General features: G+C 65.9%; 25 protein-coding genes and 1 tRNA gene. 3 read left to right on the plus strand and 23 right to left on the minus strand.

Annotated elements, in window-relative coordinates:
- Window positions 1–96 precede the first annotated feature (96 nt).
- Window positions 97–981: a tRNA 2-thiocytidine(32) synthetase TtcA gene (gene ttcA / locus ACP15I_RS19000; RefSeq protein ID WP_424976354.1), complete on the minus strand. Its 885-nt coding sequence runs from the start codon at window positions 979–981 to the stop codon at window positions 97–99.
- A 108-nt stretch (window positions 982–1,089) separates the two neighbouring features.
- Between ttcA and ACP15I_RS19005 the strand changes: the two genes are divergently transcribed.
- Window positions 1,090–1,614: a DUF3833 domain-containing protein gene (locus tag ACP15I_RS19005; protein ID WP_424976260.1), complete on the plus strand. Its 525-nt coding sequence runs from the start codon at window positions 1,090–1,092 to the stop codon at window positions 1,612–1,614.
- Window positions 1,615–1,677: 63 nt separating this feature from the next.
- Here ACP15I_RS19005 and yidD read toward each other — a convergent pair whose 3' ends face one another.
- From yidD to ACP15I_RS19040, 7 genes are all read right to left on the minus strand, one after another.
- Window positions 1,678–1,899: a membrane protein insertion efficiency factor YidD gene (gene yidD, locus ACP15I_RS19010; protein WP_424976261.1), complete on the minus strand. Its 222-nt coding sequence runs from the start codon at window positions 1,897–1,899 to the stop codon at window positions 1,678–1,680.
- On the minus strand, window positions 1,896–2,360 hold the full coding sequence (gene rnpA / locus ACP15I_RS19015) for a ribonuclease P protein component (RefSeq protein ID WP_424968051.1): 465 nt from the start codon (window positions 2,358–2,360) through the stop codon (window positions 1,896–1,898). Before rnpA ends, yidD begins: the two co-directional genes overlap by 4 nt.
- A 23-nt stretch (window positions 2,361–2,383) precedes the next feature.
- Window positions 2,384–2,518: a 50S ribosomal protein L34 gene (gene rpmH / locus ACP15I_RS19020; RefSeq protein ID WP_012177012.1), complete on the minus strand. Its 135-nt coding sequence runs from the start codon at window positions 2,516–2,518 to the stop codon at window positions 2,384–2,386.
- Window positions 2,519–2,674: 156 nt separating this feature from the next.
- Window positions 2,675–2,751, minus strand: a tRNA-Arg gene (locus ACP15I_RS19025).
- A 51-nt stretch (window positions 2,752–2,802) separates the two neighbouring features.
- Window positions 2,803–4,158: a sensor histidine kinase gene (locus tag ACP15I_RS19030; protein WP_424976355.1), complete on the minus strand. Its 1,356-nt coding sequence runs from the start codon at window positions 4,156–4,158 to the stop codon at window positions 2,803–2,805.
- A gap of 84 nt (window positions 4,159–4,242) precedes the next feature.
- Window positions 4,243–5,655: a dihydrolipoyl dehydrogenase family protein gene (locus ACP15I_RS19035; protein ID WP_424976262.1), complete on the minus strand. Its 1,413-nt coding sequence runs from the start codon at window positions 5,653–5,655 to the stop codon at window positions 4,243–4,245.
- Between the two features lie 3 nt (window positions 5,656–5,658).
- Window positions 5,659–6,390: a TVP38/TMEM64 family protein gene (locus ACP15I_RS19040; RefSeq protein WP_424968049.1), complete on the minus strand. Its 732-nt coding sequence runs from the start codon at window positions 6,388–6,390 to the stop codon at window positions 5,659–5,661.
- 230 nt (window positions 6,391–6,620) lie between these two features.
- Here ACP15I_RS19040 and ACP15I_RS19045 point away from each other — a divergent pair, with 230 nt between their 5' ends.
- Window positions 6,621–7,235 carry an I78 family peptidase inhibitor gene (locus ACP15I_RS19045; RefSeq protein ID WP_424976263.1) on the plus strand — a complete coding sequence of 205 codons (615 nt, stop codon included), beginning with the start codon at window positions 6,621–6,623 and terminating at the stop codon, window positions 7,233–7,235.
- A gap of 92 nt (window positions 7,236–7,327) precedes the next feature.
- Here the strand turns inward: ACP15I_RS19045 and ACP15I_RS19050 are convergent, their stop codons facing one another.
- From ACP15I_RS19050 to trmD, 4 genes are all read right to left on the minus strand, one after another.
- On the minus strand, window positions 7,328–8,137 hold the full coding sequence (locus ACP15I_RS19050) for a division plane positioning ATPase MipZ (protein WP_424976264.1): 810 nt from the start codon (window positions 8,135–8,137) through the stop codon (window positions 7,328–7,330).
- 439 nt (window positions 8,138–8,576) lie between these two features.
- Entirely contained in the window at window positions 8,577–8,798 is a 222-nt protein-coding gene (gene rpmE / locus ACP15I_RS19055; protein WP_424968046.1) for a 50S ribosomal protein L31, read from the minus strand.
- 11 nt (window positions 8,799–8,809) lie between these two features.
- Window positions 8,810–9,184, minus strand: a complete 375-nt coding sequence (gene rplS / locus ACP15I_RS19060) for a 50S ribosomal protein L19 (RefSeq protein WP_424968045.1) — start codon at window positions 9,182–9,184, stop codon at window positions 8,810–8,812.
- 50 nt (window positions 9,185–9,234) lie between these two features.
- On the minus strand, window positions 9,235–10,080 hold the full coding sequence (trmD, locus tag ACP15I_RS19065; protein WP_424976265.1) for a tRNA (guanosine(37)-N1)-methyltransferase TrmD: 846 nt from the start codon (window positions 10,078–10,080) through the stop codon (window positions 9,235–9,237).
- An 89-nt stretch (window positions 10,081–10,169) separates the two neighbouring features.
- On the opposite strand from trmD, the gene ACP15I_RS19070 reads away from it, so the two are divergent.
- Window positions 10,170–11,159: a phosphotransferase gene (locus ACP15I_RS19070; protein WP_424976266.1), complete on the plus strand. Its 990-nt coding sequence runs from the start codon at window positions 10,170–10,172 to the stop codon at window positions 11,157–11,159.
- 74 nt (window positions 11,160–11,233) lie between these two features.
- Here ACP15I_RS19070 and rimM read toward each other — a convergent pair whose 3' ends face one another.
- The 11 genes from rimM to ffh are packed head-to-tail and all read right to left on the minus strand — an operon-like array spanning window position 11,234 to window position 17,404.
- A complete protein-coding gene (rimM, locus tag ACP15I_RS19075) occupies window positions 11,234–11,743 on the minus strand; it encodes a ribosome maturation factor RimM (RefSeq protein ID WP_424976267.1) in 510 nt (169 codons plus the stop codon).
- On the minus strand, window positions 11,740–11,886 hold the full coding sequence (locus tag ACP15I_RS19080; RefSeq protein ID WP_424976268.1) for a hypothetical protein: 147 nt from the start codon (window positions 11,884–11,886) through the stop codon (window positions 11,740–11,742). Before ACP15I_RS19080 ends, rimM begins: the two co-directional genes overlap by 4 nt.
- 9 nt (window positions 11,887–11,895) lie before the next feature.
- Window positions 11,896–12,360 (minus strand): EVE domain-containing protein, encoded by a 465-nt coding sequence (locus ACP15I_RS19085; protein ID WP_424976269.1) that lies wholly within the window; start codon window positions 12,358–12,360, stop codon window positions 11,896–11,898.
- A 1-nt stretch (window position 12,361) separates the two neighbouring features.
- Window positions 12,362–12,997, minus strand: coding sequence for a 5,6-dimethylbenzimidazole synthase (gene bluB, locus ACP15I_RS19090; RefSeq protein WP_424976270.1), 636 nt, complete (start codon window positions 12,995–12,997; stop codon window positions 12,362–12,364).
- A 17-nt stretch (window positions 12,998–13,014) separates the two neighbouring features.
- Entirely contained in the window at window positions 13,015–13,392 is a 378-nt protein-coding gene (gene rpsP / locus ACP15I_RS19095; protein ID WP_424968038.1) for a 30S ribosomal protein S16, read from the minus strand.
- Window positions 13,393–13,432: 40 nt separating this feature from the next.
- Complete coding sequence (locus tag ACP15I_RS19100; RefSeq protein WP_424976271.1) at window positions 13,433–13,729, minus strand: chorismate mutase; 297 nt, start codon at window positions 13,727–13,729, stop codon at window positions 13,433–13,435.
- Complete coding sequence (locus ACP15I_RS19105; RefSeq protein ID WP_424968036.1) at window positions 13,722–14,324, minus strand: GNAT family N-acetyltransferase; 603 nt, start codon at window positions 14,322–14,324, stop codon at window positions 13,722–13,724. The genes ACP15I_RS19100 and ACP15I_RS19105 overlap by 8 nt, the downstream gene beginning before the upstream one ends.
- On the minus strand, window positions 14,324–14,851 hold the full coding sequence (locus ACP15I_RS19110) for a GNAT family N-acetyltransferase (RefSeq protein WP_424976272.1): 528 nt from the start codon (window positions 14,849–14,851) through the stop codon (window positions 14,324–14,326). Before ACP15I_RS19110 ends, ACP15I_RS19105 begins: the two co-directional genes overlap by 1 nt.
- On the minus strand, window positions 14,848–15,363 hold the full coding sequence (locus tag ACP15I_RS19115) for a GNAT family N-acetyltransferase (RefSeq protein WP_424976273.1): 516 nt from the start codon (window positions 15,361–15,363) through the stop codon (window positions 14,848–14,850). Before ACP15I_RS19115 ends, ACP15I_RS19110 begins: the two co-directional genes overlap by 4 nt.
- Complete coding sequence (locus tag ACP15I_RS19120; protein WP_424976274.1) at window positions 15,360–15,893, minus strand: GNAT family N-acetyltransferase; 534 nt, start codon at window positions 15,891–15,893, stop codon at window positions 15,360–15,362. Before ACP15I_RS19120 ends, ACP15I_RS19115 begins: the two co-directional genes overlap by 4 nt.
- A complete protein-coding gene (gene ffh, locus ACP15I_RS19125; RefSeq protein WP_424976276.1) occupies window positions 15,893–17,404 on the minus strand; it encodes a signal recognition particle protein in 1,512 nt (503 codons plus the stop codon). Before ffh ends, ACP15I_RS19120 begins: the two co-directional genes overlap by 1 nt.
- Window positions 17,405–17,778 lie beyond the last annotated feature (374 nt).

A 17,778-nucleotide genomic window follows, 5' to 3' on the forward strand; every position in this document is an offset into this window, starting at 1 on the left:
CAAAAGACGCGAAACCAAAACACATGCCTCTTCTTGCGCGCACGGCCTTGTGCCGCTCGCTGCGAATGAAGCTATGTTCCGTCCATCGCCAAGCCGTTAAGGGCCGGTTTCCTTCTGTTTCGAATTTTCCGAAAACCCTTCGGCATCCAAGGACAGATTGGCGAAGTCGAAGAGTTTCGGGTCCAACATGTGAGACGGCCGGATATTGGTCAGGGCCTTGAACATGACCTGCCGGCGTCCGGGACTGTTGGCCTCCCACCCGTCGAGGATTGCCTTGACCTGCTGCCGTTGCAGCCCGTCCTGGCTGCCGCACAAGTCGCAGGGAATAATAGGATAATGCATCGCGCGCGCGAATTTTTCGCAATCGGCTTCGGCCACATGGGCGAGGGGTCGATAGACGAAGAGATCGCCTTCCTCATTGCGCAGTTTCGGCGGCATCGTGGCCAGACGACCGCCATGAAAAAGATTCATGAAAAATGTCTCGAGAATGTCGTCCCGGTGGTGCCCCAGTACCACGGCGGAACAGCCTTCCTCCCGCGCGATGCGATAGAGGTTCCCGCGGCGCAGCCGTGAGCAGAGCGCGCAATAGGTCCGGCCCTCCGGGACCTTGTCCATCACGATGGAATAGGTGTCCTGGTATTCGATCCGATGCGGCACGCCCATCTGCTCCAGAAAGGCCGGCAGTACCGTGGCCGGGAAACCGGGCTGGCCCTGGTCGAGGTTGCAGGCAAGGATGTCCACGGGCAGGAGCCCACGCCATTGCAACTCGTGGAGCGCGGCCAACAGCGTGTAGCTGTCCTTGCCACCGGACAGGCAGACCAGCCAACGGGGCTTGGCGCCATCCCGTGCGCTGGGCTCGATCATCCCGTATTGCTCGATCGCTTCGCGCGTGTTGCGGATGATCCGCTTGCGCAGCTTCTTGAATTCGGTGCTGCTGGGCGCGCCGTGAAACAGCGGATGGATCTCGGTCTCGTCGAGCATATCAGTCATCCTTCAGGGGTCCCGGAGGGCATAGGCGAGCGCACCCCCCGGCGTCAATCGCTTGCCCGGCGGGGGGAGGGACTTAGCTCTGGCCCAAAGGGGGATCACATGCGCGCATTTCTGATCGGAGCGGTTTTGTTGCTGGCGGCCTGTACGGGCAAACCGGCGCTCGAAGATCCGGCCCTGAGCGACAGGCAGCTCAATCTCGAAGACTTCTTCTCGGGCGATCTCATCGCCTATGGCCAGTTTCAGGACGTGTTGGGCACGGTTCGACGGCGTTTCGAGGTCGAGATCACGGGCCACTGGGATGGTCAGACCCTGCGCCTGGTCGAGGATTTCGTCTATGAGGATGCCAGCACCGAGCAGCGGATCTGGACCCTGACCAAGACGGGTGCGCAAAGCTGGGAGGGGACGGCCCCCGGCGTGATCGGCACTGCGACGGGGGTGGAGCGGGGGGATACGTTCAATTGGGTGTATACCATCGACCTGCCACTCGGCGATGGCACGACCACGCGATTTGCCTTCGATGACTGGATGTGGCTGCTCTCGGAGGATCGGCTGCTCAACCGCGCTTACATGACCCGAGCAGGGGTCTATGTCGGGGACGTGATCATCACCTTCGAAAAGCTCTGATCATAGGGGGGCGGACACCACCGAGAGGCGGATCACCGCACCGGCGGCAGGCCCGGGACCGGCTCAGTCCGGCACGTCATCCACGCCCATCCCGCCCCAGGGGTGGCATCGCAGGATACGGCGCAGGGCCAGCCAACCTCCCTTCATCCCGCCATGCTTGCGCAGCGCCTCCATGGCATAGGCGGAACAGGTGGGGTCATAGCGGCAATTGTACCCAACCCAGGGGGAAAACACCGCGCGATAGGCGCGCACGGGAAGCGACAGAAGGAACGCCAGCGGGCTCATGCGCGCGGGGCCTTGGACCGCTGGCCACCGGGCCCGCGCGGTTTGCCCGGGGCATGAATGCGCGCGAGTGCCGCGACCAGATCGGCGCGCAGGGCCGCGAAATCACGGGAGGCGGTGGCCTCCTTGCGCCCGATCAAAACATAGTCCCAGCCCGGCTTGCCATGGGTCGGCAGCTCAAGCCGCGCGATCTCGCGCAGGCGGCGTTTGGCGCGATTGCGGGCGACCGCGTTGCCAACCTTCTTGGAACAGGTGAACCCGATGCGGGTCTGCGCCGAGGACATGTCCTCGGCGCGCCGTCGCGCCTGTAGCAGAAAGGCAGGGGCGGCTTGACGCCGGGCCCGGGCGGCGGCGAGAAAATCCGCACGCTTGGTCAAAACGACAAGCGCCGCCTGCGACGTCGCGGGCGGCGGTGCGGGTGCCTGCGCGGCACCGGGCTCGGAGGGCGAGCGCTCTGTCGTCATAGCCCGAAGGCCAGCGGCAGGGCTCAGGCGCTCAGCGACTTGCGGCCGCGAGCACGACGGGCGTTCAGGATCTTGCGGCCGGCCTTGGTGGCCATGCGCGCGCGAAACCCGTGACGACGCTTGCGAACCAGGTTCGACGGTTGGAACGTGCGCTTCATCGCTTTTCTCCTTCGGTTGACCCGCCGCCCGGATGGCGCGCGTGCCAGAAAATCTACAGAGCCCGTCGTTTAAGCGCACGGGCCATTTGAGTCAACGCGTTTGCGGCGTTTCCCCCGCCCCTGCAGGCTGTGTCACACAGCGCCTTGAGGGGGGAGTGGCGGACCGAGGAGGATTCGAACCCCCGACCCCTTGATTCGTAGTCAAGTACTCTATCCAGCTGAGCTATCGGTCCGTGAGGGAGGTCACTAACGCCCGTCCCCGGTCATTGCAAGCGGGTTTTTCGTTATTCTGCAGCCGCGTCAAGAATGGCCGAGCTGCGCGGCAGGCGCAGGGCGAATTCGGTGCCCTCGGCATCGGTCTGCACCAGTTCCAGCGCGCCGCCATGACCACGCACGAGCTCGGCGGCAATCACGAGACCCAGCCCGGTTCCGCCCTTGCGCACCCCGCCCTGAAACGCCGTGAACAGGTTCTCGCGCGCCCGTGGCGGCAGGCCGGGTCCGGTATCGCGGATGCAGATGATCCATTCGGCGTCTTCCTCGCGGGCGGCCACGCAGATCTGTCCCGGCTGACCGGTCGCCTCGATCGCCTGCCGGGCATTGCGCACCAGATTGGAGATCACTCGGTAGAGCTGCTCGCTATCGGCGCGGATCGCCAGCGCGGGCGGCACCTCGGAGACAAGCGTCACCGCGTCGCCGGTACAGGCCAGCGTCTCGCTATCGATGACATCATCGATCAGCGGACCGAGATTGAACCGCGAGAGCGTCGGAGGCAGCTCCTCCGCCTTGCCGAAGGCCAGCGTGCCCTCGCAGAGATTGACCGCGCGGCTGATCGAGCGGACGAGCTTGGGCGCGGCGCGTTGCACGGTCGGGTCCTCCGACCGCTCCATCCGGTCCGCCAAGAGCTGCGCCACCGTCAGAATATTGCGCAGATCATGACTGATCTTGGCCACCGCCCCGCCAAGCTGGGCCAGACGGTCCTTCTGCTTCAGGGCCGTGGTCAGCTGGGTCTGCAAGGAATTCAGGGCGTCTTCGGCATCGCGCAACTCGGTCACCCCGGCATCGGGCGCGATGATCCGGCGGGCATCCTCGGGCGCCTCCGCATAGGCCGTCATGTGATCGACCACCCGCCGCATGGGTTTCACAAGGAACCGGCGCACCGCCAGAAAGAGCAGCGCGGCCGTGAAGATCGAGATCACCGCCGACAGGATCAGGATCCGGATCCCGTAATCGATGAGGGCCGCCCGCAGGGGGGCCGTGGGCATCGTCACCTCGATCACCTCGCCCGCCCCGCGCACCGGCGTGCCGATCACGCGGATCACCTGATCCTCGGTCATGGTGAGGTTCCACATCGCATCGCGGATCAACTCGAAGGCCGAGGGATCCCGGAGATCGTAGGTGCCATAGATCTCTCCGGGCATCGGAACCGAGAGAATCAGCTGCCGCACCTCATCCCGCCGCAACACGACGTTGAGAACCTCGGCATTCTCCAGCAATTCCTCTTCGAGTTCGGGGGCGACCATGTCATCGGGCGTCGCCAAAAGGGCCAGCGAGGCAATCTGCGCCCGCTCCAGCCGGTCCAGCAGATAGTCTTCTCGGAAGCGCGCGACCGAGGGCACGAAGATGAGCACCTCGGCCAGCATCACGAAGATGACGGTCAGGATCAGAAAGCGTCCGGATAGCGAGTTCAAATCAGTCGCTCCTTTCTCGATCCCGACATAAGCCTGTCAGAACTTCTGGACAATGCGCACGATCCGCTTGACGAGATCACTTTCGAACAGGCGGGGGCTGAAATAGGCCCCGGCGGCGCGCTTGTTGATCTCACCCAGCGTCGGATAGGGCGCGATCATGTTCGCCACGGCCCCCATCTTGTGCTTGTTGGCGATGGCATAGGCCCAGAGCCCGATCAGCTCGCCCGCCTCGGCGCCGACGATCGACGCCCCGATGGGGCGGCCTTTCACGATCATGACCTTGATCAGGCCGGTGGTCTTGCCCGAGGCAATCGCACGGTCGTTCTCGTCATATTCGAACCGGGCCACTTCCAGCGCGTCGCCATGCTTGTCCCGGGCCTGCGCCTCGGTCAGGCCAACCTGCGCGATCTCCGGATCCGTATAGGTGGCCCAGGGCACGTGGTCGTCCCGGGTCTTGGCGGGCAGGCCAAGCACGATCTGCCGGATGAGGATGCCCGCGTGGTAACCGGCCACATGGGTGAATTGCAGCGGTCCGGCCACATCGCCCGCGCCATAGACGCGCTTGTTCGTGGTGCGCAGCGAGGCATCGACCTTGAGCCCGCGACGATCATACTCGATCTTCGCCGCTTCGAGGTTCAGCTTGTCGAGGTTGGGCGTCCGGCCCACCGCCATCAGCAGATGCGTGCCGGTCACGGATTGGCCATCGGCGGTCTCGACCGTGATGGCGCCGTCACCGCCCGAGATCTTGGAGGCCTGTGCCCCTTCGATGATCTCGATGCCTTCGCCGCGCAGACGCTCGAGGGCGATGGCGGCCAGCTCCGGATCGTCCTTGCCGAGCGCCTTGGCGCCTTCGAGCACGGTGACCTTGCAGCCAAGGCGCACATGGGCCTGGGCCATTTCCATGCCGATCGGGCCGCCACCGATGACGATCAGGTGGTCCGGCTTCTCGCGCAGATCGAAGATCGTCTCATTGGTGAAGTAGGGCACGTCCTCGACACCGGGGATTGGCGGCACGAAGGGGCGTGAACCGGTGGCGATCACGAAGCGGCGCGCCTTGATCACCGTATCGCCCGCCTGCACCTCGGTTTCCGAGATGAACTTGGCGTAGTCGCGGATCACGGTGCAGCCGAGGCCCTCGAACCGCTCCTGGCTATCGACCGGGGCGATGGTGTCGATCACGCTGCGCACATGGTCCTTGGCGGCGGCATAGTCGATCTCGGGCTCGGCCGGGGCGACGCCAAAGCCGCCCTTGCGCACCAGATGTGCCTGCTTGCCCGCGGCGATCAGCGCCTTAGAGGGGACACAGCCGAAGTTCAGGCAGTCGCCGCCCATCAGGTGGCCTTCGATCAGGACGACCTTTGCGCCCATCTGGACCGCGCCCGCCGCAACGGACAGCCCGCCGGAGCCCGCGCCAATCACGCAGATATCGGTTTCAATACGGTTGGTCATGGATCAGGCGCCTTTGGTCTTGCGGAATTGCTTGAGGATGATGGGGAGAAGGGCGAGCGCCGAGAGGCCGAGAATGGGGCCGAGGATATGGGGCTCGAAGATGATGCCGAGGTTCGGGGTCTCGCCGCGGGCGAAGACCTCGCCCAGACCTGCGCCGACCCAAGTGTAGACGGCGGTGCCGGGGATGATCCCGAAGAAGGTGGTCAGCAGGAAGTTGCGCAGTTTCACGCCCACGAGCGCCGGCAGAAGGTTGGCCACGAAGAACGGGATCGCGGGGACGAGGCGCATCAGGAAAAGCACGCTCAGCTCGTTTTCGGCCAGGCCCTCCTTGATCTTTTTCACGTTGCCCGAGGAGGCGTCCATTTTCGCGGCAAGCTTCTCGCCCAGCCCCCAGCGGGCGGCGAGGAAGATGATCGTGGCGCCGATCGTGGCCGCGAACACCGTCAGGACCGTCCCCGTGGTCAGCCCGAAGAGGAACCCGCCCGCCAGCGTCGCGATGGTCGCGCCGGGCAGCGAGAAGGCCACCACGGCGATGTAGATGGCCATATAGGCCGCGATGGTCAGGACCAGATTGGCGTCGCGAAAGGCGATCAGCGCCTCGCGATTGTCAGCAAGGGCCTGAAAGCTCAGCGTGTCCTTGAGGGTAAAGGCCCCGATCGCGGCGATGGCGGCGATTCCGGCCAGCGGCACCCAGCGGGGCAGAGCGGACTTGCGGTTTTCTTCCATGGTCGACATCCCGGGGTTCCTTTGGCTATGGGGCTGTTGTCCCATGATTTGCGCCTGAATGCGCGGCTGCGTTAGGGCGATCACGCCCGCTTGATCTCGGGTGATCGGCACGGGGGCTTTCGTTGCAAAAGGGCGGGAAACTGTAACAGGCGGCGGGGGGAATATGGGCTTTGTTACAGGATGGACCCCGGTGCTGCGCTGCGGCTAGGGTGGGGCGGAGAGAGATAAGGAGCTTTGGAATGCTGCGCGCTTTTGTGGTCGGGCTTTGGGTGAGTTTGCTGGCACTGGTGCCTCCGGGGAGCGCCGAGGCGCAGTCGGGGCTGCGGGAGGATGTGTTCGACATTCAGACGGCGCTCAATTTCTACGGGTTTGTTCCGGGCCCGGTGGATGGGGTGGTCGGCCCTGCGACCGAACGGGGTCTCGATGCGCTGGGCCGGTACCTCAAGCTGGGACCGGTGAATGCCTCGGCCATGGAAGGTCCCCCCTTGCCGCCCGCCCTGCGCGCCCTGATGGACGCGTTTGAGGCGCGCAACGGCGTCTATGGTGACGAGTTGGAGCCCAAGGACCAGGAGCGTTTGCGCCGGGAGGGGGAGCGGTTCTGGATCCGCAAGGCCCTCCAGCCTGACCTCGAGACCTGGGGCGTGACCACGCCGCGCGATGCCGATACGTGCGGGGCTTGGGACAATGAAGGCCTGATCGGGCAGCCGATTGACCCCAACTCCACCTTGGTGCCGCGCGGGGCGGGGAGCGTGCGGGTGATCTATTTCGGCCCTGTCACCATGGATTTCCGTCCGGACCGGCTGAACATCCGGATCGATCCCTGGAACGACGTGACGAACCTGTCCTGCGGCTGACGGGTGGCTGTGTTGCCGAGCGCTCCCTTCGCGCGGGGCGCTCCGGCGCAGCACAGCTCGGCGGTGCTGCATGATCCACGGGGGCGCGCTTCTCAGAAGTCGACCTCGACCCCGGGCAGGTTCAGCGCAGTGATGAGATCCCGCAACTCCTGCCGGGCGGCCACGTTCGACATGTTCAGCTGAGCGATGCCGATATCGCGCAGATCCAACAGGGTCAGGCCCCGGGGGAACAGCTCGCGAAAGATCACGCGCTCGGAAAAGCCCGGCGCGACGCGGCACCCGATCCGCTTGCTCAGATCCTGCAGGGCGTCGCCGATCTTCTTCTTGTTGTGCATGTATTGCGTGCCGAGCCGGTTGCGAAGTACGATCCAGTCAATCGGCGGCAGGCCCGCGCGGGCGCGCAATTGCCGCGCGCTCCAGACCATCTCGGAATAGACCGACGGGCCGAGCACTTTGTTACTCGTCGGATCGATCCGCGCGAGCATGTCGAAATCTACATAGGAATCGTTCAGCGGCGTGATCAGCGTATCGGCCAGCGAATGGGCCACCTGGCTCAGCCGTGTATGTGAGCCGGGACAGTCGATCACGACGAAATCACACTCCTCCTCAAGCGAGGACACCGCAGCACTCAGCCGGTAGTCCCAGATATTCTCGCCCTCGGGCAGGCTGGCCTGATCGATCTGCGGCAGCTCGATCAGGGTCGGAAGCGGCAGAACGATTTCCTCGCGCTCGCAGGTGGCGGCGCGGTTCTCGAGATAACGGCCAAAGCTCCGCTGGCGCAGGTCGAGATCAACCCCGCCCACCCGATGCCCCATACGTGTGAGCGCGGTGGCCACATGCATACAGGTGCTCGACTTGCCCGAGCCGCCCTTTTCGTTGCCGAAGACGATGATATGTGCCACTGCGCGACCCTTCTTCTCGACGTGACCCGTGCCCCGCCGGATTGCGCGCACAGTATTCAGCTGCTTCCCGGTTTGGAATCCCAAAACGGCGACAATCCGCCAAGTGCGGCGTCATTGGCCAAAGTCATGCCATGGCGCGTTTTGCTTTTTGGTTAATGCCCGCCGGTTTGAGTCGAAATTGCGGCTGTCGCAGCTGGCAGGGTCCGCCGTGCCGGTCTTGCGCTCAGTCTTTTGCAAGCAAGCCGGCGGGGCCGTTCTGTCCCTCTAGGCGAGCAGCCCTCCGCGCGGGCCTGACCTTCACAGGGGGCGCGACGCGCATTGCGCGGTCCCGACAGCCGCTGTGCGGGGCGAAACCGTATGCCGGGCGACGGACCAGCCGCGGCGCAACAAAAAAGGCGCGCCCGATGGCGCGCCTTTGGTCTTGTCGAAGAGGCTGGGCTCAGAAGCCGAGACCTTCGTATTTCTTCTTGAACTTCGACACGCGGCCGCCGGTGTCCAGCAGGCGCGAGCTGCCGCCGGTCCAGGCCGGGTGCACGGAGGGGTCGATGTCCAGCGCCAGCTGGTCGCCCTCGTTGCCCCAGGTGGAGCGCATCTGCACCACGGTGCCGTCGGTCATCTTGACGTCGATGATGTGGTACTCGGGATGGGTATCTTTTTTCATCTCTACGGCCCTCAGTTCGATTTCGGCTTGTAGTTGGTCTGCTCGGCGATACGCGCAGACTTCCCGCGACGGGCGCGCAGGTAGTACAGCTTGGCGCGACGGACCTTACCGCGACGCACCACGGTGATGCTGTCGATATTGGTCGAGTGCAGGGGGAACACACGCTCCACACCTTCGCCGAAGCTGATCTTGCGGACGGTGAAGGACGCTGCGATGCCGTCGCCGCCTTTGCGGGCGATGCAGACGCCTTCGTAGTTCTGAACACGGGAGCGGGTGCCCTCGGTCACTTTGTAGCCGACCCGGAGGGTGTCGCCGGCTTTGAAATCCGGAATGTCTTTGCCGAGCGCTTCGATCTGCTCGGCTTCCAGCTGTGCAATCAAGTTCATGGGCCCTGACTCCTCTATATGCGCGGTTGTTCCGCGACGTGGGGCTGCCCCTAGAGCTCTTGGTCTCCGTCCGGGTCCATATCGTGGGTCTCACAATATGCCCGCCAGAGGTCAGGGCGGCGTTCTTTGGTTAGCCTTTCGGCCATCTCCCGGCGCCAGTCGGTGATCTTCGCGTGATGGCCCGAAAGGAGAATCCCGGGTATCTCGCGTCCCTTCCAGACAGCGGGTCGTGTATAGTGCGGGTGCTCCAGAAGGCCGGTGGAGAAGGACTCCTCCTCCGTGGACGCCTGATTCCCAAGCACGCGCGGTATAAGTCGGACCGTGGCGTCAATCAAGGCTTGTGCTGCAATCTCGCCGCCGGTGAGGACAAAGTCCCCGAGCGAGACCTCTTCGATGCCGAATTCCTCGATCACGCGCTCGTCCACGCCTTCGAACCGGCCGCAGAGCAGGGTGATGCCCTCGGCCTCGGACCAGGCCTGGGCCCGCGCCTGGGTGAAGGGCGCGCCGCGGGGGCTGAGATAGACCACCGGCCATTTGCGGCGGTCCTCCGGCGTGCCCGTGGCTGCGGTACCGAGCGCACGGCCCAGCACATCCGGACGCAGGACCATACCCGCGCCGCCGCCGGCGGGCGTGTCATCGACATTCCGGTGCTTGCCCACGCCGAAGCTGCGCAGATCCAGGGTCTCGAGCGCCCAGAGCCCGTCGTCCAGCGCCTTGCCGGTCAGGCTTTCGCCGAGCACGCCGGGGAAGGCCTTGGGAAAGAGGGTGATCACCTTGGCGGTCCAGGCGCCGCGTTTGCGCTGGCGCGGGGCCATCAGGTCCTGCGGCTGGGCCGAGAGCGAGATGCTCTTGGTGCCGTGCGAGCGGCTGAGCGAAGGGGCGGGTGGTTTGGTCATGTTCGGGCGGTTTAATCAATGTTTAGCAACCTGCAAGGCATTTTGCGTCCGGGCGCCCCTGTGACCGGCGCCGCGAACCGGAGTGAGGCATGACCCGAGACGACCGCATGATGGCATCGGCCCTGGGCAGCTGGCAGCAGCTGGCACCCTTTGCCGGGCTCGATCCCGCGTCCTTCAGCGGCGAGGAGCTCTGGCGGCGCGAGGATCCCGGGCGGGTGCGGATCGTGATGCGCATGACCGGCCCCGATGGGCGCAACCTGGTATTCAAGCGCATCTTTGCGCCGGTGGATCAGGCGCGCTGGGCCGAGGGGCTTGCCGGGCAGCGCCGCGCGGTACGGGCGTTGCGCGCGGACAAGGTCCACGCGCCCGCAGCGATCCTGGCGGAGGATGCGAGCAGCCTATCGACCATTCAGGATTATGTGGTCGGGCGCACGCTGCAGGATCATCTCCTGCTGAAATATGACAAGCCGGATCAGCGCGGCGCGCTGTTGACGCGGGCGGGGGCCGCGCTGCGGGCCTATTACGACAGCACGGCAGCGGGGGAGAAGCGCTTCAACCCGGCGCGCATGGTCGACTATATGGAGCGGCTCGCACGCAAGGCGCTGGACGGGCAATTAGCGATCGTGGATCCCGATCTCTTTGCGGTGCTTGTAGAGAGCCTCAAGGCCGCGGCAGCGGCGGCCGAAGGCGCGCCGGTCATGCTCGCGGCGCAGCATGGGGATCTGCACGCGCGCAACATGATCCTGTCGGCCAACCGGGCGACGCTGATCGACTTCATGCATGATAAGGAAGCGCCCGCGGTCTATGATCTGGCGCGGCTGCTGGTGGATCTGGGGGCGCGGTTTGCCGGGACGCGGGCGCTGGATCCGCGCTGCGGCTTGCCGCCAGAGGATCTGGCGGCCTTGTCCGAGGGCTATGGCGCGGATCTGGGCGCGGATCCTTGTATGGCGTTCCTGTGTCGCTGCCGGGTCCTGCAGGATTGGGCGGCCTTGCCGTCGGTGGGTGGCCAGCGCAGCGCGTTCCAGCAGGAGCGTCTGGTGCAGTTGCAGCGCGCGGCGACGATTCTCGCCGAAGTCTAGGGGATCGGTGGCGCGGTCCTTGGCAGGACCGCGCGGACCCGCGCCGCGCCGTCCGGGGCGCGCAGGTGATGGGTCTAAAAAAGGCCCTCCGGCGGATCGGCCACGATGCGCCCGGCCCGCAGGTCCACCGTCGGCACGATGGCCAGGGTGAAGGGGATCAGGACCGGACCCTTGGCCAGCGGGCCCTTGACCTCCAACAGATCGCCCGCGCCGTGATTATGCACCGCCGTGACCTTGCCCAAATGGGTCCCGCCCGTGTCGTGGACCGCCAGACCGATCAGGTCCGTATGGTAATATTCGTCATCGGGCAGATGGGGCAGCCGGTCGCGCGGCACGTAGAGCCGGGTGCCTCGCAGCGCATCCGCGGCCTCCTTGTTGCCCACGCCCGAGAGCCGCGCCGAGAGCCCGTTCTTGATCTGGCCGGTCAGTCGCAGGGTGACCTCGGTCCCATCCTCGAAGCTGAGCGGGGTGTACCCGGCGATATCCTCGGGCACGGCACAGAAGCTCTTCAGCCGCACCTCGCCGCGCACTCCGAAGGCCCCGGCGATCGCCCCGACGCAGGTCAGATCCTTGCGCTTGCTCATTGTGCGGGCACTCCTGTGCAGATGCCGCGCGCATCCGGGGTGCCCCCGGCCGCGATACAGCGATCCGAGGCGAGGCGTTGCTCGAACTGCATGCCGATATAGACGCTGGCGCCGAACACCAGAAGGATCATGGTCTTGGTCACCCCGCCCCCTCAGGCAACCGCGCGCAGGCGGTCGGCGATGCGGAAGAAGTCGGCGGCGCCGATCTCCATCTGGCCGCGATGGAAGGTCCGGCCCCAATGGCGCGGCTGAGCGACGAAGCGCAGCTCCGACAGGAGCGGGCGAACCGAGACCTCGCCCACGGCGTCGTAATCGCAGCGCCGGACCCAGGTCAGGCCGCTCTGGCGCGCGGCGCCTTGGCTCAGATAGGGTCCGCCGGCGCAGATCTGTGTCCAGTTCTGGGTCCAGGGCGCGTCATCGACCACTTCGCCCACGGCGGTGAAGCATTCCAGCACCGCGCCGCCCGCGCTTTCATGGGGTGAGTAGTAGAGAATGCCGTCCCCGGGTTCGAGCTTGCGCACCGGCGAGGCCTTGCCTCCGGAAAAGACGCAGACGCCATTTGCCACGGCCGCATGCACGCTGTCGCGTTCGGCCAATCCAATCCAATACCGTGCCACCTCAGCGGACCTCCAAATCCAAAGTGTCGGCGCGTGTTTCCCACCCCGCGCGTTCCAATTCCGGGCTGTCGGCCTCCTGCTCGGGCCAGCCGAGGCAGAAATAGCCGATCAGATCCCATGTCGTTGGGACGTCGAGGTCCCGCGCCAGCCGGTCCGGATCAAGGATCGAGATCCAGCCCAATCCCAACCCCTCGGCCCGGGCGGTGAGCCACATCATGGTGACCCCCGCCACCACGGAGTACTGGCGCATTTGCGGCATGCTGGCCGCGCCGAGACCCGCCCCCTTGGGCGGATCCGTGTCGCAATAGATGGCAAGCTGCACCGGGGCAGCATCCATCCCCGAGAGCTTGAGCGTCGCGTAGCGCGCCGCCCGGTCGCCGTCCTGACCCGCAAGGGCCGTCGCATTCGCCTCGGCGAAATTCGCGGCGGCCGCTGCGCGCGCCTCGGCACCGTCGACCCGCAGCACGCGCCACGGCTCGGACAGACCCACCGAGGGGGCCAGCCGCAGCGCATCGAGACACCGGGCCAGCAAATCCTCGGGCACCGGATCGGTGCGGAAGCGACGCACATCGCGCCGCCAGCGCATCAACTCGGTCAGTTCCGCCCGGAAATCCGGGCTGAAGCTGCGCGCGGTCACGGGCGGGGCCGCGCCGATTATTCGGCCGCGGCTTCTTCTGCCGGTGCCTCTGCGGCTTCGGCGGCCTTGGCGGCTTTCTCTTCGGCGCGCTCCTGGGCTTTCTTGCCCGGGACGGCTTTCTTGGGGTTCGAACGCTCGGCCTTGGGCAGGGTGCCGGCGGCTTCGAGCATACGGGCCACGCGGTCGGTCGGCTTGGCGCCTTCACCCAGCCAGTACTGGACGCGCTCCATGTCCATCTTCACGCGCTCTTCGCTGTCCTTGGGCAGGAGCGGGTTGTAGGTGCCGAGCTTCTCGATGAAGCGGCCGTCGCGCGGCATGCGGCTGTCGGTGGCCACGATGCGATAGAAGGGGCGCTTCTTGGAACCGCCGCGGGCGAGCCGGATTTTCATTGCCATGGTGTTGTTCTCCTAGAGTTTCTTATGTCTGAACCGGGGTTCAGGATTGGTGTTGTTTGTGGTGTTGGATGACTTCCTGAATGATGAAATTCAGGAATTTCTTGGCGAAGTCGGGGTCGAGATCGGCCATGTTGGCCAGCTCCGACAGGCGTTTGATCTGCGTTTCCTCGCGCGCAGGATCCGAGGGCGGCAGGTCATGCTCGGCCTTCAGCTTGCCCACGGCCTGGGTATGGGCAAAGCGCTCGGCCAGGGTGAAGACGAGGATCGCATCGAGGCGGTCGATGCTGTCGCGGTGCTCGGCGAGCACGGCTGCGGCGCGGGTCACGGCGTCAGTCAAGCGCGTATCCTTTCGGTTTGAAGAGCGGGTCGGCGTAGTGGCCGATCTCCATTTCGATGCCATGGGCGAGCTGGCTGTCGCGCAGGGCCGCCGGGTCGGGATGGCGATAGACCACGTCATCGCCCGCCACCGTGGCCGCGTCCTTGTCCTTGACCGCGCCGAGGCGCTCGGCCAGCCGGATGCTGTCGAGATCCATTGGGTCGAGATAGCTGACCGCGCCCTCCCAGCCCTGGGCATAGAAGTGGGTGCGGCAGGCATGGGTGGCCTCCAGCGCGAAGCCCTTGCCGGATTTCTCGGGCCAGATGATCCAGGCGATCTCGCGCTCGGGCCATTTGGCGGGCTGCCAGCCGCCGGCCATGCCATAGGTCTCGTCGGTGATCTTGTCGTGGATCATCCACATGCCGAAGCCGCGGATTTCCCAATGGCCGATCTCGGCGGCGTAGAGCATCCAGGTCTCGTAGGGGTTCAGCGGCCCGCCCATGAAGCGCGAGCGGTAGGAGGCGAAGGTCGCCTTGAAATTCGGATAATCCTGCGGGTCCGGGCCACGCAGGGAGAGACGCTGGGTTTCCAGAACGGGAATGTCGCGATGGCCCATCAGGCAGTCCCCTTCTTGTCGCCGACCCAATAGACCCGGTCATGACGCCAGACGGTCAGGTCGGGTTTGGCGGCGCGGGCCGTGGGGTCGATCTGTGCACCGAGCCGCTCCGCCAGTGTGACGGAGGGCGTGTTCTCGGGGTGGATATAGCTGACGGCGCTGTCCCAGCCGAGATGTCCGAAGGCATGGATCAGGCAGGCGCGGGCGGCCTCATCGGCGTAGCCCTGGCCCTCGTGCCCATCCCAGAGCAGCCAGCCGATCTCGGGCTCGGGCCAGTCGGCGGGATACCAGGGGCCGACAAGGCCGATCGGGGTCTCGGGATCGGTCTGGGCCAGAACGGTGAACATGCCAAAGCCACGCATGGGCCAGTGGGCCATTTCCACGCAAAAGGCGTACCACGCCTCGGTCTCGGTCAGGGGGCCATGGGCGAACCGCGCGCGGTCGGACATGTAGAAGCTGCGGTAGCCGTCGAAATCCTGTGCCGCGGGGGGGCGCAGGATCAGCCGATCCGTGGTCAACAGGGTCATGCGGTCCCCTCCACGTCGGAGGGGTGGCGGAAGACCAGGCAGGGATCGTCCGGCTTGGGCTGCGGTGCGGTTTCGTCAAGGCGTGCGCCGAGGCGCTCGGCCAGGGCGATCGAGCGGGTGTTGCGCGCATCGATATAGCTGACGATTTCGGACCAGCCGAGACGGGAACGGGCATCTGCGCGGGCCGCCAGGGCGGCCTCTTGTGCGATGCCGCGGCCTTCGGCCGCCGCGAACAGCACCCAGCCGAGCTCTGTCTCCGGGCGGCCATCGGGATAGTAGGGGCCGACAAGTCCCAGCGCCCTGTCGTCGCCGGTTTCGGTCACGGCCCAGAGCCCGTAGCCGCGCACCTGCCAATGGCCGAGCATGGCCACGGCGTTGCTCCAGGCCTTGGCATGGGGCACATGCCCGCCGGCATATTGCGACCGCTCGGAGCGGTAGAACTCCGTCAGGGCAGGCACATCCGCCGGGCAGGGCGGGCGCAGGGTCAGGCGCTCGGTCGTGAGGGTGTTCATGCGAGCACCTCCGCCCGGGCCGGGTGGCGCCAGACCTGCATCGCCCCGTAATAGGGGCTGTCATAGGTGCCGTCCTGCTGGCAGCCGAGCCGTTCGGCCAGGGCAAAGGACCGGGTGTTGCCGTCGATGATCAGGCTGATCGGGCGATCCCATCCGAGGGTTTCATAGGCCCAGCGGCGCGCCACTATCACGGCTTCCCGGGCGATGCCGCGGCCTTCGGCGCCGCCGAACACGCTCCAGGCGAGCTCGGGCGCGGGCCATGTCTCGGGGAAGTAGGGGCCGCAGATGCCCAGCGCCGCGTCGGTCTCGCGATCGGCGATCATCCAGCGGCCATAGCCGCGCAGGTGCCAATGGCCCACTGTGCCACACATCCGGTCGAACGCATCGGTCGCCTTGTACGGCCCGCCCACACCCGCCGAGCGCGGGCTCTCGAGGAAGGCGCCATAGGCGGCGGCATCCTCGGCGCGCGGCGCACGCAAGGTCAGGCGCTCGGTCGTGAGCGTCGGGATATGCAGGGTGGTGCCGGTCATTACTTCTTCTTGCCGAACCCCGACAGGCCGGGGGGCAGACCGCCACCGCCCAGACCGGGCAGGCCGCCGCCGGGCATGTTGCCCATGGCCTTGGCGGCTTTTTCCAGATCGGCAGGGTTCATGCCGGCCAGATCGCCAGGCATCCCTGCGGGCATGCCCCCCTTGCCGCCCAAGAGGCCGCCGAGGTTCTTCATCATGCCTTTCTTGCCCATTTTGCCCATCTTCTTCATGGCGTCGGCCATCTGACGGTGCAGCTTCAGCAGCTTGTTGAGATCCGAGACCTCCATCCCCGCGCCCTTGGCGATCCGCTTCTTGCGGGAGGCCTGCAGGAGTTGCGGGTTGGCGCGCTCGCGCTTGGTCATGGACTGGATGAGGGCGATCTGGCGGCGGATGACCTTGTCGTCGAACCCGGCCTCGTCGAGCTTGCCCTTCATCTTGTTCATGCCGGGCATCATGCCCATGAGCCCCTCGACGCCGCCCATTTTTTCCATCTGCTCGAGCTGGCCGCGCAGGTCGTTCATGTTGAACTGACCCTTCTGGAAGCGCTTCATCATGCGCTCGGCCTGCTCGGCCTCGATGGTTTCCTGGGCTTTCTCGACCAGGGCCACGATGTCGCCCATGCCGAGGATACGACCGGCAACACGGTCCGGCTCGAAGGTCTCGAGCGCGTCCATCTTCTCGCCGAGGCCGACAAAGCGGATCGGCTTGCCGGTCACCGCGCGCATGGAGAGCGCCGCACCGCCGCGCCCGTCGCCATCCATCCGGGTCAGCACAACGCCGGAGATGCCGATGCGGTCATCGAAATTCTCGGCCGTGTGGACCGCGTCCTGACCGGTCAGGCCATCGACCACCAGCAGGGTCTCGCGCGGGTTGGCGACATCGCGGACCGCCTCGACCTGGGCCATCAGCTCTTCGTCAATCGACAGGCGCCCGGCGGTGTCGAGCATGTAGACATCATAGCCGCCGAGGGAGGCCTGGGTCTTGGCGCGCTTGGCAATGGCGACCGGGTCTTCGCCCTTGACGATGGGCAGCGTGTCGACGCCGATCTGGGTGCCGAGAATGGCGAGCTGTTCCATGGCCGCGGGGCGGTTCACGTCGAGCGAGGCCATCAGCACGCGCTTGCCATCGCGCTCGGACATGCGCTTGGCGAGCTTGGCGGTGGTGGTGGTCTTACCGGAGCCCTGCAGGCCGACCATCAGGATCGGGGCCGGCGGGTTGTCGATTTTCAGCGCGCCGGGATCTTCGTCGCCCTTGAGGACATGGACCAGCTCGTCATGGACGATCTTGACCACCTGCTGACCCGGTGTGACCGATTTGGTGACGGCTTGGCCGGTGGCTTTCTCTTGGACGGCTTTCACGAAATCCCGGGCGACGGGCAGCGAGACATCGGCCTCGAGCAGGGCCACGCGGACCTCGCGCAGGGCGGTGGAGACGTCGGCTTCGCTGAGCGCACCCTGCTTGGTCAGGCGGTCAAAGACACCAGAGAGGCGATCGGACAGATTTTCAAACATCAGGTCTTCCTTTTGGTCCTCTCGGAGCGCGTCCGCCCCGCCGTCATGAAATCCGCCGCGGGCCGTTCCGCGGCAATCCCGAAGCCCCAAGCGGTAAAGCACCCGTGGGCGCAACGCGCTGACGGGTGGCGATCCCTGCCCAATGGCATAGGGACCGGAGGGCACAGGCTCTCCGGAGGTTGGGGGGCGTATGGACGGTTGCGGGTGGTCTGTCAAGCCACGGTTGGGCCGAGCCCGGCGGTTGTGGCCGATCAAATTGAGCGCCTGCGGCGCATTTTCATGCAGGCTGCGCCCGGTCCCCCGTGCCGGGGGCGGGCGCATGGGCCTCCGGCGGGGATATTTAGGTTAAGGGGAGAGCTGCGCGCAAAAAAGCC

It is taken from the genome of Dinoroseobacter sp. S124A, from assembly GCF_049801015.1.
Lineage (GTDB): Bacteria > Pseudomonadota > Alphaproteobacteria > Rhodobacterales > Rhodobacteraceae > Dinoroseobacter.

What these genes read in the sequence shown, in the direction of transcription:
- ttcA (WP_424976354.1), bottom strand. Translation starts at nt 981, where the DNA reads ATGCTCGACGAGACCGAGATCCATCCGCTGTTTCACGGCGCGCCCAGC.
- ACP15I_RS19005 (WP_424976260.1), top strand. Translation starts at nt 1,090, where the DNA reads ATGCGCGCATTTCTGATCGGAGCGGTTTTGTTGCTGGCGGCCTGTACG.
- yidD (WP_424976261.1), bottom strand. Translation starts at nt 1,899, where the DNA reads ATGAGCCCGCTGGCGTTCCTTCTGTCGCTTCCCGTGCGCGCCTATCGC.
- rnpA (WP_424968051.1), bottom strand. Translation starts at nt 2,360, where the DNA reads ATGACGACAGAGCGCTCGCCCTCCGAGCCCGGTGCCGCGCAGGCACCC.
- rpmH (WP_012177012.1), bottom strand. Translation starts at nt 2,518, where the DNA reads ATGAAGCGCACGTTCCAACCGTCGAACCTGGTTCGCAAGCGTCGTCAC.
- ACP15I_RS19030 (WP_424976355.1), bottom strand. Translation starts at nt 4,158, where the DNA reads ATGCTGGCCGAGGTGCTCATCTTCGTGCCCTCGGTCGCGCGCTTCCGA.
- ACP15I_RS19035 (WP_424976262.1), bottom strand. Translation starts at nt 5,655, where the DNA reads ATGACCAACCGTATTGAAACCGATATCTGCGTGATTGGCGCGGGCTCC.
- ACP15I_RS19040 (WP_424968049.1), bottom strand. Translation starts at nt 6,390, where the DNA reads ATGTCGACCATGGAAGAAAACCGCAAGTCCGCTCTGCCCCGCTGGGTG.
- ACP15I_RS19045 (WP_424976263.1), top strand. Translation starts at nt 6,621, where the DNA reads ATGCTGCGCGCTTTTGTGGTCGGGCTTTGGGTGAGTTTGCTGGCACTG.
- rpmE (WP_424968046.1), bottom strand. Translation starts at nt 8,798, where the DNA reads ATGAAAAAAGATACCCATCCCGAGTACCACATCATCGACGTCAAGATG.
- rplS (WP_424968045.1), bottom strand. Translation starts at nt 9,184, where the DNA reads ATGAACTTGATTGCACAGCTGGAAGCCGAGCAGATCGAAGCGCTCGGC.
- trmD (WP_424976265.1), bottom strand. Translation starts at nt 10,080, where the DNA reads ATGACCAAACCACCCGCCCCTTCGCTCAGCCGCTCGCACGGCACCAAG.
- ACP15I_RS19070 (WP_424976266.1), top strand. Translation starts at nt 10,170, where the DNA reads ATGACCCGAGACGACCGCATGATGGCATCGGCCCTGGGCAGCTGGCAG.
- rimM (WP_424976267.1), bottom strand. Translation starts at nt 11,743, where the DNA reads ATGAGCAAGCGCAAGGATCTGACCTGCGTCGGGGCGATCGCCGGGGCC.
- rpsP (WP_424968038.1), bottom strand. Translation starts at nt 13,392, where the DNA reads ATGGCAATGAAAATCCGGCTCGCCCGCGGCGGTTCCAAGAAGCGCCCC.
- ACP15I_RS19105 (WP_424968036.1), bottom strand. Translation starts at nt 14,324, where the DNA reads ATGGGCCATCGCGACATTCCCGTTCTGGAAACCCAGCGTCTCTCCCTG.
- ACP15I_RS19110 (WP_424976272.1), bottom strand. Translation starts at nt 14,851, where the DNA reads ATGACCCTGTTGACCACGGATCGGCTGATCCTGCGCCCCCCCGCGGCA.
- ACP15I_RS19115 (WP_424976273.1), bottom strand. Translation starts at nt 15,363, where the DNA reads ATGAACACCCTCACGACCGAGCGCCTGACCCTGCGCCCGCCCTGCCCG.
- ACP15I_RS19120 (WP_424976274.1), bottom strand. Translation starts at nt 15,893, where the DNA reads ATGACCGGCACCACCCTGCATATCCCGACGCTCACGACCGAGCGCCTG.
- ffh (WP_424976276.1), bottom strand. Translation starts at nt 17,404, where the DNA reads ATGTTTGAAAATCTGTCCGATCGCCTCTCTGGTGTCTTTGACCGCCTG.